The following is an 11,853-nucleotide window of genomic DNA, read 5'->3' as shown; positions in this document are numbered from 1 at the left end:
GTGAAATACAGCACCATTTTCACCGGGTCCACTCTACTATTATCTTACAACTTACTTCTAAATAACAAAAGAACACGTTTATCAACCACGCCCAACTTAAAGCCCCAAGCTTGTGGAACCTTCGCTTGAGAGTGTAACGAGCATAATTTACTTAGATAATCATTTTTTTGATCTTGAATATATTTTTGACAGTTGCTTCATTTCTATTTGTGCTAACACAATATATTTCTGACGCCAAATGACAATTCTCAAATTTATACTTTAAATTTGCCTGTTGATCGAACATCATTAATACATTTTTCCTTTTTTGAATATCTTATAAAACTTGAAGCGTTTAACTTTGGTGGGATCCAGTCTGGCGTTGGATATCCTTCCAAAATTATTATACCTTTGTACTAGACTAATAATCTTTTATTATTTTGCAAAACCATTTATCTTATTTACCAATTCTTAGCGTTCCTTTTTTATTTTTAAATATTTGGCTTAAACTTTTATTTTTTTAAATCTACAAAGCAATTTTTTCACACACATACCGGCTCAATTAGCTCTAAAGACCAATTAAAAAAGAACCTGTAATTTTTTTACAATCACAGATTCTTTATACATATCAATGTTCCTCGAACTGCTTGAATGCTATCAGCAGCCAGAGTATTACTAACCAGAAAATTGAAGCCACCAAAGCCCAAAAAGTCGTACTATTCAAACACATAATTACTGCTACAAAACCCAAGAATAACAGTACTGCATAGTCACTAAAAGGATACCACGGCATTGTAAACTTACTCGATTTTGTTTTAGTTAAATGTCTAAATTTAAGATGCGCTAACATAATCATCGCCCAAATAAAGAGAAAACATGTTGTTGCAACACTAGAAATAAAAGCAAATAATGCTGTATTGGAAAAAACAAAGTTAGCTGCAACTGCCAAACCAATTGTCAAAGTTGAAAAAATAATTGCATTTGCCGGAACTTGCCGGCGCGACAAATGACTCAACCAATTATAAAGTTTATGTTTTTTCCCGTAACTTAAAGTAAAGATCATCCGGCTAGTGCTGAAAATTGAACTATTACAGGCTGACGCTGCAGCGGTTAAAACTACAAAATTAATAATACCTGCAGCCATTGAAATTCCAATTCCTTTAAAAACTTGGACAAAAGGACTTTGAGTTGGTGAAATATGATTCCAAGGATAAATACACATTAAAGCCATTAAGGACCCAACGTAAAACAAGATTACTCTTGTCGGAATTTCATTAATTGCCTTAGGTATTGTAATTTGCGGATCTTGTGTTTCTGATGCAGTTACCCCTATTAATTCAATTCCAATAAAACCAAATGTTACCATTTGAAATGAACTAATTAGACCACTAACCCCATGAGGTAAAAAGCCTTGATATTTGACTAAGTTATTGAGTGATGCTGTTCCTAGCGGCGTGCGATAATTAACCAGTACCAAGATAATTCCAGTAACTATCAAAACAACAATCGCCACAATTTTAATTAACGCAAACCAAAACTCTGTTTCCCCAAAAAGCCCGACAGCCGTCATATTAACAATCAACAATACTAAAAGAATAATTAAGCCTGGTAACCAGCGGGGAAGAGTTGGAAACCAATATTGAACATAGAGTCCACTAGCCGTAACATCCGCCATCGCAATTGTAATCCAACAAAACCAATAGGTCCAACCAGTTACCAACCCGATCTTTTCTCCTAAATATTTGCTAATGAAATCGATAAAGGAATGATTGCTTAAATCAGATAGCAATAACTCTCCCATTGCTCTCATTAACCAAAAACATATAACTCCTGTCAATAAATAAGCAATGATAATTGCCGGACCAGCTAATTTAATTGACTTTCCCGCGCCAAGAAATAGCCCTGTGCCAATCGTTCCTCCTAGTGCAATCAGTTGGACATGACGATTTTTTAATCCCCGCGCCAAATTTTGATCATTTTTCATGTAATAAATAACTCCATTCATTTAAAAAGCACAATCTTATATAATTGTAAACTAATTAAATGATGAAGTAAAACTCAATTCATTCATTTAAAATTGAATAAGATTCATCATTATTATCAAAAGCTTTAATAATCTGCTAACCGATAGGCATCTTGAGCAATCATCAATTCTTCATTTGTTGGTATTACCCATACAGTTGAGGACGACTTTGGAGTACTAATTAAAGGATACTTTTGAGGGTTTTGATTTTTTTCAGAATCAACTTTAACACCCATAAATCCTAATTGTTGACAAATTTTTTCCCTAATCAAAGGAATATTTTCTCCGATTCCACCTGTAAAAACTATTGCATCAACCTGTTGCAATTCAGCAATATATGCCCCAATATATTTAACAATCTGATTTACAAAAATTTCAATTGCCAATTGCGCACGTTTAGAAGCTGCCGTATCAGCCAAGACATCACGCATATCTGGTGAAATTCCTGAAATTCCCAAAATGCCTGAATTATTATTTAAAATTTCCAACATCTTTTCTGAATTGATTCCTAATTTTTTTTGCAAATAAACAATTGCAGATGCGTCAACATCACCAACCCTAGTTTGCATTGTTATTCCAGAAACTGGTGAGAATCCCATACTAGTATCAAAGGAACGTCCCTCTTTAATTGCACAAATTGATGCTCCCGAACCCAAATGCATAATTATTGCATTTGTTTTTTTAGCTATTAAGCCTGATGATTCTAATAATTTGTTAAAAACATACCGATAACTAATTCCGTGCGCTCCATATTTTCTGACCTGAAAGCGTTGATAATATTGATAAGGTAAGCTATATAAAAAATTCTTAATTGGTAACGATTGATGAAAGCCCGTATCAAAAACTGCAACACTAACTGCAGCTGGTAACGCCTGTTTAAAAGCTTTAATAGCCATAATGTTACTTGGATTATGCAGAGGAGCCAGTTCATTAAGTCCTGTTAATTGTTGCAAAACTTTTTCATTAACAATCACTGAATCCGAAAAAGAACTCCCCCCATTTACGAACCGATGGCCCACAGCTTTTATTTCATCTAAATTCGTGACAATAGAATATTCACGTAACAGTTTTAAAAGCTGCTTAACGGCCGCTAATTGGGTTTTAATTATCCAATTAAATTGGTAATGTTTTTTTCCTAAAATAAAGCTAACTTGACTATCAGGCAAACCAATTTTTTCAATTAAACCTTGTGCCAAAACTTTTTGTTGTGGCATTAAAAACAATTTCCACTTTAGTGATGAACTACCTGCATTAATTGCTAGAACTTTAATCATTTTTCTTCCTACTTATCTGTTGATCTAATAACTTAAGTTTTCCTGTTGCCAACTTCTTATCTGCTGAATAAAATCGGCTATCTCTTGGTGAGATTTTACTGAAGGAAACTCACCAATCAAAACAGGTTCAGCTTGATGAGCTTTTCCACCTTTTTTTTGCAAAATCAACATTGCTTTTTGGGCTTTTTTATCTGTAAATAATTCGCTTGGTAAATTTAGTAGTCCCTGAAAATAACCATTTTCTTGAATCATCTTCAATAAAAGGTTACTATCAGTCGATTTGAAAACGTCCTTGGGGATTAAAAAGACACCTAAACCACCTGGTTTCAATTGTAGTAAGGCCTGTTCAATTAACAAAAAGTGTACTAACGAGTGACCCTTAGCAGCATGAGTAGTGAATCTCTCAGCTCGCTGATCAATTGGGTAATAACCAACTGGTAAGTCTGTTACAATAACATCGGCTTTCGAGGTCACCAATGCTTCAACTGCATCTTGATGATATAACTCAACCGCTAACTTTTGCCAACGGGCACTCATACTAGCAACCGCCAGTAAAGTATCATCATTGTCTATCCCAGCTAACTCTAACTTTTTAAAACCAGTTTGACTTAAATTATTAGCAATCGTAAACAATAAATTTCCAGTTCCAGCTGCTAAGTCCAAAATCATTGCTGGCTTATCTTTACTCAAAAAGTTTTGTAATAAAGAACTAATTAGAATTCCACTAACATCCGGAGTCAATTGATGGTTAGTTTGAATTTTATCAACATGTTCGGCTCGTAGTAAAACAAACTGGATTATTTTTCTTTTTTCTTCTTGCTTTAAATCCAATTGTGACATTTCCTGATAAATTTTCAGCAATTCTTTTTGCTGCAATTGATCTGGTTTTCCATTTTCAACCAAAACCTGTTTATCATTTAAATTATCACCAGATTCAATCACTGCATCTATAAAAGAAGAATCTAACGTTTCTTGTAATAATTCAACCGATTTTAAAAATAACTTTAAGCCTTGTTCAATATCACCTGTACTCATGATTTCACCTCAATTGTATTTATAACTACTTTAAACAGTTTAAAGAGTTATTCAATGTAATTCAAGGGTGATGAAATTTATGTTGATTATTCAACTGGACTATTCAATTCAACTTGACGACCATTACTGAACTTTACTTGATAAAATTTTCCGTGTCTTAAAACCTCCCCATAACTAAAACTCATCGTTGCCCGATCCTTAATTTGTTTTGAAATCGCAATGTTACGTAAGATTATTGCTCGATTATATTCAATTTGGCTGTGTAAAATTTGTTGTTTTTGTTGGTAAACAAACAACTGAGCACCCGATAATAAAGCAATTAAAGTCAAAAACGTTAATGCAGCTACCATTATAAAACCACTATTTCTATTTTTCATAGATTTCTCCAGCTTTCAATAAGTAATATTTCATTTGATATTCACAATTATGAATACCTACTTTAATTGATAAATAGCTATCTTGAACCTTAATCTGACAAGTCGAAACTTGATAAAGGAGTGGCAAGTAACCATTTTTTTCACCAGTTAATTTTAACAGCTGTTCTTCACTATTATAAATTAATTGATATTTTTTCATGGTAATAGGACTATATAACACTAGTTGCTTATCTTGTGAAACAAATTGTAATGCTAAATTATCTCCAGTTAAAGTTGACTTAAACCGATACCAATTTAATCGATCTTCATCTCTTTGAAAAAAAGTTTGCCGTTGAATAGTTGACAATGCTAACTGAACAATCAAAGTGAAACCACTAACCACAATTAAGGCAACTAAACATTCCCATAAAGTAAATCCTCTGCAACTTTTCATCTATTTTTCCACTTGCTTTAACAACTCTTGTCCTGCAGCAGTTATTTTAGCTGAATGTTTATTAAGCAATTGAAAACTTAAATTAACATCTTTTTCACTCTGAGTAACGGCCAGATTAGTCTGCTCAATTTTTGATTTCAAAAAACAGTTTTGTTCCAAAAAAAAGGTCAAACCGACACAAAACAAACTTGTTCCAATAATTGCCTCTGCCATTATAAAACCTGATTTAGTTGACCTGCTTGACATAATATTTCCCCCATCCTAACTGAACAACCAAATAGAACCTCCGCTGCCGATCAGTCGAATTAAAAACAACTGTACCTCCATTCGTTTGCCCAGTCGAATTAATATGAAATCGATAACCACGATATATCTCTAATGTTGCTGGAATTTTAATAACCATATTTTTATAACTATTCACATAAAAAATTACTTTTCCTTGGTTAAATTCTACTTTACCCGTTAATTTTTGTTGAGTAACTGTTGTTATTTGATTATTCCAAGCATGCTGTAATTCTTGCCAAAAAATTTTTTCTTGATAATTATCGGTTGTCTTATTCGCTGGCCTGATAGAAATTATTAATAATACCCCCATTAAAGCCAAAACAACCAGCATTTCAATTAAAGTGAAACCTCTATTCTTGAACTTGAATTTTCTCCTTGATTGCCTTTTTATACTGAGATTCACTCAAAAAACCTTCTTTTTTCAAATCCTCTAGTGAAACATTTTTAGTATCGAACTGATCACGATATAAATCTGCTTGTGTTTGAACTACATGTACTAAAGCCTGATCGCTTACCATTTGAGCTCTCTGTCGCTGTGAGCCGATGTTTGGTAAGATAATTAGTATTAATAGAGCAATTATGAAAAGAACAATTGACATTTCAATTAAGGTGAATCCTTGAACTTTTTTCTTACCCATTATCATAATTTATACCTCCTAAGTTTTGGTACATTGGCAGTAAAATACTTAAATATGTCAATACTATTACAATTCCAATTACTACAAACATTATTGGTTGGATCAATTCAATTAACCGGTTAAGTTGAAATAATAACCGACCATAAGTTAAGTTTGCGTAGAACAACAATTCATTACTTAAATTTTCTAATGTACTTCCTTTACTAAAGAAAAGCCGAAATTCAGGAGGAATATATTTCTTTTGATCAGCTAGGACTGACAGTTCTTGACCCGAAATTGATAAATTATGCAAACTTAAATTAAATTGATATAACAGCGAGCGGTGATCAAACCTAACTAGTAAATTACAGATACTTTGTAAATCCAATCCCCCTTTCAATAACAGTCCCAGATTAAAAGCTAGGTAATAGTAAGCATATGTGCGAAATATTTTACTAAAAACTGGAATATCACAAAACCAGTCCCACCTAGAAAGGTAATGTTGCTTTTTAAATAACTTTTTGATATTCCACAAATATCTAATGAATGACAACAAAATTATACTCATCAAAATAATTGAAATTTTTTTAATCCGTAAAATTATTCTATTTGTCGGTACTGATGTTGTTTGAATCAATTGTAATTCTGGCTTTAAGTAAAAAGTAATGCTAAAAAGCAAAAACAACATCATAGCAACTAAGATAATCGGATATAATAAAACTGCTTTTAAGTGTTCCAGTTGCTGACGTTTTTGTGTATAAAATCTGGCTAATTGCTTTAAACAGGTCAGCAGCATACCATGAGATTCAGCAATCCACAGTTGGTTGGCAACATCTTGACTAATATACGGACGCAAACTATTACTCAAAGTCTGTCCTTTATTCAAACAGTCGTAAATCTTTAAAAATTTTTCACGATCTTGTGGATATAATACTGGCAAATCAGCAGCAATTTGTTTTAGAGAAAACCCTTCTCGTAATAAGACATAGTAAGTTTGGAAAAATTCTGTCTGCTGTCGAATACTCCAATGCTCATTCCTATCCGGCTGCAAAAATTTTTTTAGTTGACAAAGAGATCCAGTTACTCTGAAAACATCTTTCAAGTTGTTTCCCCCATTCATCAGAGATTAAGCCCCGTTTTAAAATTTCTAATTCGGCTGAATTAATTAATACTTGTTCACATAAAATTTTAAATGACTGTTTAACTGTTGGTAAAAGCCTTTGATAATTAATTAATCTAATGGCTGCAATTAAATCAGTTACTGGAATTTCCCAGTCAATTAAGCGATTTATCGCACTAGCTGCACAATTTGCATGAAGTGTAGAAAAAACCAGATGACCACTTAAAGCAGCATCAAATACTGCTTTAGCTGTTGCCTGATCTCTAATTTCACCAATAATTAAAAGATCTGGATGATGTCTTAAAGCTGCTTTTAAGAGATTTAAATACGTCATATTAGCTTTTTCATTAACTTGTAGTTGCAAAAAATTTGGGGCATAAATTTCGACTGGATCCTCAATCGTCATTACCTGTTGATTTTTACATAAATCTGCTAATTGGTACATCGTCGTTGTTTTACCGGAACTTACCGGTCCACAAAATAAAATTAATCCTTTTTTTGGTAATTGATTTTTGAGTAGTTCGTATTGGTCTTCAAAGAAAAAATTATCTTTTGCTAAAGATAACTGATAAATCAAACGAATTACCATTGATTCTCTACCTTGAAAATCACCTACTGTTGATATCCGACCAAAAACTTGTTTTTTTGAATTTGACAGCTCATTGAAAATCAAAGAACCAGTTTGGGGTCGTCGATGTTCACTCAGCATTAATCCCGCTCTAAATTTCAAAAAATTGATTAGTTGTAGGCCAAAGTTCTGAGGTATCCTTCGATACATTTGCAATTTATTTCTAATCAAAGTTTTAATTTCAAATTCGGCTGCTACTGGCATAAAATAAATATCTGTTGCATTCTTAACTATAAAGTCTTGTAACATTTCTAACATTAACTTTTCGATCATTTTTTTACCTCCCTGGCAATTAAATACGCAACAAGCAGGCTTTTTCTTGACAAATTTTAATTTGCACAAAAAAAGTCTAAGAACAAATTTTATTCATTCTTAGACTCATTTTTATACTTATTTTAAAATATTAATCTTCTGATAACTCTCCAGCATGATAAACCTCAGAAACGTCATCTTCATCTTCTAAACGATCGATCATTCTTTCAAACTGTTCAACTTTATCAGCTGGAACAGGTACATAATTTTGCGGAATCATTGTTAATTCTGCATTAGCCAAATCATATTTTTTCTCGAGCGCATCACGTACTGCTGTAAAATCTTTCGGATCTGTATAAATTTCAAAAACATCATCTGCGGTTTGAAGATCTTCAGCACCAGCATCAATGACATCTTCAAACATTTGATCTTCATCAACGTCTAATCCTTCACGAGCAATTGCAATGTAGCCACGTCGATCAAACATAAAACTAACCGAACCAGTTTCGCCTAAATTACCACCATTGCGTGTGAAATCCGCCCGAACAGCTGAAGCCGTTCGATTCCGGTTATCAGTCAGTGCATGAACTAAGACTGCAACGCCTCCTGGGCCATAACCCTCGTAGGTGATTTCTTCATAGTTAGCACCATCTGCACCAGTTGATTTATCAATTGCACGTTTAACATTATCCTTCGGCATGTTTGCAGCACGCGCTTTATCAAGCATCAAGCGTAATTGCGGGTTACCATCCGGATCAGGACCGCCACTTCTAGCCGCCATATAAATTTCACGTGATAATTTTTGGAAAATTTTACCGCGTTTGGCATCCTGAGCATTTTTCCGGCCCTGGATGTTATTCCATTTAGAATGTCCTGACATTTCAAATACCTCTTTCCAAATTAATAGTCACTAATCGACGTTACAGTCAATTTAAATTTTAGCAAAATCCACTGCTGAAAGCAAATATGTTTTACAATCGCTTACTTTCGTTTCAACCAAATTATCAATAAAATTCCAGTTAAAGCACCAATTCCATCTAAAATAACATCTTGAAACAGTGGTGTTCTGCCTCCAGTTAGCATTTCATGAAATTCATCAAGTGCCGCATAGCCTAGTGACATTAATGTACAAACAAAAATAGTTAGTACTTTACCACCCAATCGTTCCCGTAAGGCTAGGGTAAAACAAGCCCCTAACCCCAGATAAATAAAGTAATGGGCCGCTTTACGCATAAAAAACTCAACGAATTTAAAATACCCTGCCGCTTGAACGCTAATCGTTTGGCCACCATAAGTAAATGAAAGTTTAGCTAACTGATTTTCAAAGGGTTTTGTTGCTAGATAGCGCTCCAATAACGGAACTGTTGTTTGCTGATGATACGTCATTGATGAACTGATGAATAAAAGAGCCATAATTCCGACTGCCATAAATATATATAACTTTGTCGTATTCTTTTTTGAAACCTTAATCAACTTCTTTGCCTCACAATAATTTACTTAGTTGTTGAACGTTTAATAAAACCATAAGGCAATTCAACAGTCTTTTCCGTCATTTCCTCTTTGTTCATCATTTTAGTTAGATAACGCATCGAAACTGCTCCAATATCATACAAAGGCTGCGTAATTGATGACATTTTTGGCCGAACAATTTCTGTGATCTTCGAATTATTGCTGGTAATTAATTCAAATTCTTCTGGAACTTTAACTCCAGCATCTTGCGCACCATTTAAAACACCGGCTGCTAATTCATCATCACCGACAAAAGCTGCAGTCGCTCCAGCAGATACAATGGCTGGCCATAAAATTTCCCCAGCACGATAACTGTAATCTGTTTCAAAAACTAATTCCGGATCAAAGTCAATTCCATTTTTAGCCAAGACATTTTTATAGCCCTTTAAGCGATCCTCACCATTAATCGGTTCGCTCAGTGGTCCGGAAATAAAGGCTACTCTTTGATTTCCATGATTCAACAGGTCAGCCACAGCCTCTTCAACAGCTGCTACATAATTAATATGAACACTGCCCATCTCCTCTTTGTCATCAATTGAACCCGCCAAGACAATTGGAGTTTTACTCCGTGAAAACTGTGATCTTAATTCCGGACTAATATTGTTTCCCATATAAATAATTCCATCAACTTGTTTTGCTAATAAAGTATTCAGTACCAATAATTCTTTTTGAGGATTACCATCGGAATTAGCTAAAATGATATTATATTTGTACATGGTGGCAACATCGTCGATTCCTCGAGCTAATGAGGAAAAATAAACGTTTGTTACATCAGGAATAATTACTCCGACAGTCGTAGTTTTTTTGCTAGCTAATCCTCGAGCTACCGCATTAGGACGATAATCAAGCCGATCAATAACTTCTAAAACTTTTTTACGCGTAGCTGGTTTGACATTGGGGTTACCATTAACAACTCGTGAAACAGTTGCCATTGAAACAGCAGCTTCTCGAGCAACATCATAAATCGTAATTGTATGTTTTTCCATTTTTAAGGTTCTCGCTTTCATTTTGTTTTCACTATCACTGTCTAATTTAGCAAAATGCACTCGGAATTGCAAGCGGTTAATCATATGAAATCATCTATTTTCATATAGTTTTCATTGATGAATCAAGCTTTACTGTCTGCAGTAAAAAATTTTTTTATGTTATAATCAGACTATTAAATGGTAAGGAAGCGATGAAATGTCACATCTTGAGAAACTACAAGAATGGTTAAGTAGTAACAACTATCAAATTGGTTATGTCAGTGATTACAAAAACATCCAATACTATACCGGATTCGCTAGCGATCCAGTTGAAAGAACTTTAGCACTTTTGGTTTTTGCTGATCAAGATCCATTTATTTTTGCACCAGCATTAGAAGTTGAAGCTGTTAAAGAAATTGGCTGGAAGTATCCAGTTTATGGCTACTTAGACCATGAAAATCCTTATGAAATAATTAAACATCAAGTTCTCCAACGTATTAAAGCTCCTGTTAGATGGGCAATTGAAAAAAACAATCTAAACGTAGCGCGTTTTGAACAGCTGCATGAGAAGTTTCCGCAAGCTGAGTTTAATGGTAATTTAACACCAGTAATTGAACGGGAACGTTTAATTAAAACTCCAGCTGAGATTGAAAAATTAAAAATTGCTGGCAAATGGGCTGATTTTGCTTTCAAAGTTGGCTTTAATGCTCTATCAACTCACAGAACAGAACAAGATGTTGTTGCTGAAATCGAATATGCTCTAAAGAAAAAGGGAATTACACATACTAGTTTTGATACTATCGTTCAAAGTGGAACTAACGCTGCTGAACCACATGGAGCACCTAAACCTGATTATATTCAAAAAAACAAATTAACTTTATTCGACCTCGGTGTTGTCTATCAGGGATACATTTCAGATGCTAGTCGAACAGTTGCATTTGGTGAAATTGATCAAAAAACAAAAGATATTTACCAAGTTTGCCTTGAAGCACAGCTAACTGCTCAAGCTGCTGCTAAACCGGGAATGCGAGCTGCTGAACTTGATAAAATTGCTCGGGACATTATTTCCAACGCTGGCTTTGGAGAATACTTTATCCACCGCTTAGGTCACGGAATGGGCCAAAGTGAACACGAATTCCCATCAATTATGGAAGGAAACAATCTTGAATTACAACCCGGGATGTGCTTTTCAATTGAACCAGGCATTTACATTCCTGGCATAGCGGGTGTACGAATTGAAGATTGTGTCCATGTAACGGAAAACGGGGTTGAGCCTTTCACTCACACAAATAAAGACTTGCGAGTATTGCCAATTAAATAAATAGCCAATAAAAAGCTCCCTAATTAAGTTTTGAT

The 11,853-nt window shown here is 34.1% G+C and carries 14 protein-coding genes and 1 pseudogene; 1 reads left to right on the top strand and 14 read right to left on the bottom strand.

The annotated features are described in order from the left end of the window. Window positions 1-164: 164 nt before the first annotated feature. The 14 genes and pseudogenes from G6O73_RS13040 to ccpA all read right to left on the bottom strand — a co-directional run. Window positions 165-395 (bottom strand): annotated as a pseudogene (locus G6O73_RS13040) (transposase); the annotation flags it as partial. Window positions 396-607: 212 nt separating this feature from the next. Beyond that, window positions 608-1,963, bottom strand: coding sequence for an amino acid permease (locus tag G6O73_RS00770; protein ID WP_157056630.1), 1,356 nt, complete (start codon window positions 1,961-1,963; stop codon window positions 608-610). Window positions 1,964-2,088: 125 nt separating this feature from the next. Beyond that, window positions 2,089-3,276: an acetate/propionate family kinase gene (locus G6O73_RS00765; RefSeq protein WP_057884783.1), complete on the bottom strand. Its 1,188-nt coding sequence runs from the start codon at window positions 3,274-3,276 to the stop codon at window positions 2,089-2,091. A 24-nt stretch (window positions 3,277-3,300) separates the two neighbouring features. Continuing rightward, on the bottom strand, window positions 3,301-4,311 hold the full coding sequence (locus G6O73_RS00760) for a class I SAM-dependent methyltransferase (protein WP_057884782.1): 1,011 nt from the start codon (window positions 4,309-4,311) through the stop codon (window positions 3,301-3,303). An 86-nt stretch (window positions 4,312-4,397) separates the two neighbouring features. Then, window positions 4,398-4,688, bottom strand: a complete 291-nt coding sequence (locus tag G6O73_RS00755) for a hypothetical protein (protein ID WP_057884781.1) — start codon at window positions 4,686-4,688, stop codon at window positions 4,398-4,400. After that, window positions 4,678-5,121, bottom strand: a complete 444-nt coding sequence (locus tag G6O73_RS00750) for a competence type IV pilus minor pilin ComGF (protein ID WP_057884780.1) — start codon at window positions 5,119-5,121, stop codon at window positions 4,678-4,680. Before G6O73_RS00750 ends, G6O73_RS00755 begins: the two co-directional genes overlap by 11 nt. Then, window positions 5,122-5,367, bottom strand: a complete 246-nt coding sequence (locus tag G6O73_RS00745) for a hypothetical protein (RefSeq protein WP_057884779.1) — start codon at window positions 5,365-5,367, stop codon at window positions 5,122-5,124. Then, window positions 5,348-5,809, bottom strand: coding sequence for a prepilin-type N-terminal cleavage/methylation domain-containing protein (locus G6O73_RS00740; RefSeq protein WP_157056629.1), 462 nt, complete (start codon window positions 5,807-5,809; stop codon window positions 5,348-5,350). Before G6O73_RS00740 ends, G6O73_RS00745 begins: the two co-directional genes overlap by 20 nt. Next, a complete protein-coding gene (comGC, locus tag G6O73_RS00735; protein WP_057884777.1) occupies window positions 5,757-6,050 on the bottom strand; it encodes a competence type IV pilus major pilin ComGC in 294 nt (97 codons plus the stop codon). Before comGC ends, G6O73_RS00740 begins: the two co-directional genes overlap by 53 nt. Continuing rightward, window positions 6,037-7,125, bottom strand: a complete 1,089-nt coding sequence (locus G6O73_RS00730; protein ID WP_057884776.1) for a type II secretion system F family protein — start codon at window positions 7,123-7,125, stop codon at window positions 6,037-6,039. The genes comGC and G6O73_RS00730 overlap by 14 nt, the downstream gene beginning before the upstream one ends. Next, a complete protein-coding gene (gene comGA, locus G6O73_RS00725; protein WP_057884775.1) occupies window positions 7,061-8,044 on the bottom strand; it encodes a competence type IV pilus ATPase ComGA in 984 nt (327 codons plus the stop codon). The genes G6O73_RS00730 and comGA overlap by 65 nt, the downstream gene beginning before the upstream one ends. A gap of 130 nt (window positions 8,045-8,174) precedes the next feature. After that, the gene (locus tag G6O73_RS00720) at window positions 8,175-8,903 is read right to left on the bottom strand and encodes a YebC/PmpR family DNA-binding transcriptional regulator (protein WP_057884774.1); all 729 of its coding nucleotides are present in this window, start codon (window positions 8,901-8,903) and stop codon (window positions 8,175-8,177) included. A 101-nt stretch (window positions 8,904-9,004) separates the two neighbouring features. Next, complete coding sequence (locus tag G6O73_RS00715) at window positions 9,005-9,451, bottom strand: VanZ family protein (RefSeq protein WP_057884804.1); 447 nt, start codon at window positions 9,449-9,451, stop codon at window positions 9,005-9,007. Between the two features lie 65 nt (window positions 9,452-9,516). Further along, window positions 9,517-10,518 carry a catabolite control protein A gene (gene ccpA / locus G6O73_RS00710; RefSeq protein ID WP_057884803.1) on the bottom strand — a complete coding sequence of 334 codons (1,002 nt, stop codon included), beginning with the start codon at window positions 10,516-10,518 and terminating at the stop codon, window positions 9,517-9,519. A 196-nt stretch (window positions 10,519-10,714) separates the two neighbouring features. On the opposite strand from ccpA, the gene G6O73_RS00705 reads away from it, so the two are divergent. After that, window positions 10,715-11,818: a M24 family metallopeptidase gene (locus G6O73_RS00705; protein ID WP_057884773.1), complete on the top strand. Its 1,104-nt coding sequence runs from the start codon at window positions 10,715-10,717 to the stop codon at window positions 11,816-11,818. The last annotated feature ends 35 nt before the right edge of the window (window positions 11,819-11,853 follow it).

This window comes from Liquorilactobacillus nagelii DSM 13675 (assembly GCF_019444005.1).
GTDB classification, from domain to species: Bacteria; Bacillota; Bacilli; order Lactobacillales; family Lactobacillaceae; genus Liquorilactobacillus; species Liquorilactobacillus nagelii.
Note: the sequence above shows the minus strand (reverse complement) of the source record. Positions and strands in the feature narration are given on the sequence as shown.

What these genes read in the sequence shown, in the direction of transcription:
- G6O73_RS00745 (WP_057884779.1), bottom strand. Translation starts at nt 5,367, where the DNA reads ATGTCAAGCAGGTCAACTAAATCAGGTTTTATAATGGCAGAGGCAATT.
- G6O73_RS00715 (WP_057884804.1), bottom strand. Translation starts at nt 9,451, where the DNA reads ATGGCAGTCGGAATTATGGCTCTTTTATTCATCAGTTCATCAATGACG.
- comGC (WP_057884777.1), bottom strand. Translation starts at nt 6,050, where the DNA reads ATGATAATGGGTAAGAAAAAAGTTCAAGGATTCACCTTAATTGAAATG.
- G6O73_RS00750 (WP_057884780.1), bottom strand. Translation starts at nt 5,121, where the DNA reads ATGAAAAGTTGCAGAGGATTTACTTTATGGGAATGTTTAGTTGCCTTA.
- comGA (WP_057884775.1), bottom strand. Translation starts at nt 8,044, where the DNA reads ATGATCGAAAAGTTAATGTTAGAAATGTTACAAGACTTTATAGTTAAG.
- ccpA (WP_057884803.1), bottom strand. Translation starts at nt 10,518, where the DNA reads ATGGAAAAACATACAATTACGATTTATGATGTTGCTCGAGAAGCTGCT.
- G6O73_RS00765 (WP_057884783.1), bottom strand. Translation starts at nt 3,276, where the DNA reads ATGATTAAAGTTCTAGCAATTAATGCAGGTAGTTCATCACTAAAGTGG.
- G6O73_RS00770 (WP_157056630.1), bottom strand. Translation starts at nt 1,963, where the DNA reads ATGAAAAATGATCAAAATTTGGCGCGGGGATTAAAAAATCGTCATGTC.
- G6O73_RS00705 (WP_057884773.1), top strand. Translation starts at nt 10,715, where the DNA reads ATGTCACATCTTGAGAAACTACAAGAATGGTTAAGTAGTAACAACTAT.
- G6O73_RS00720 (WP_057884774.1), bottom strand. Translation starts at nt 8,903, where the DNA reads ATGTCAGGACATTCTAAATGGAATAACATCCAGGGCCGGAAAAATGCT.
- G6O73_RS00755 (WP_057884781.1), bottom strand. Translation starts at nt 4,688, where the DNA reads ATGAAAAATAGAAATAGTGGTTTTATAATGGTAGCTGCATTAACGTTT.
- G6O73_RS00760 (WP_057884782.1), bottom strand. Translation starts at nt 4,311, where the DNA reads ATGAGTACAGGTGATATTGAACAAGGCTTAAAGTTATTTTTAAAATCG.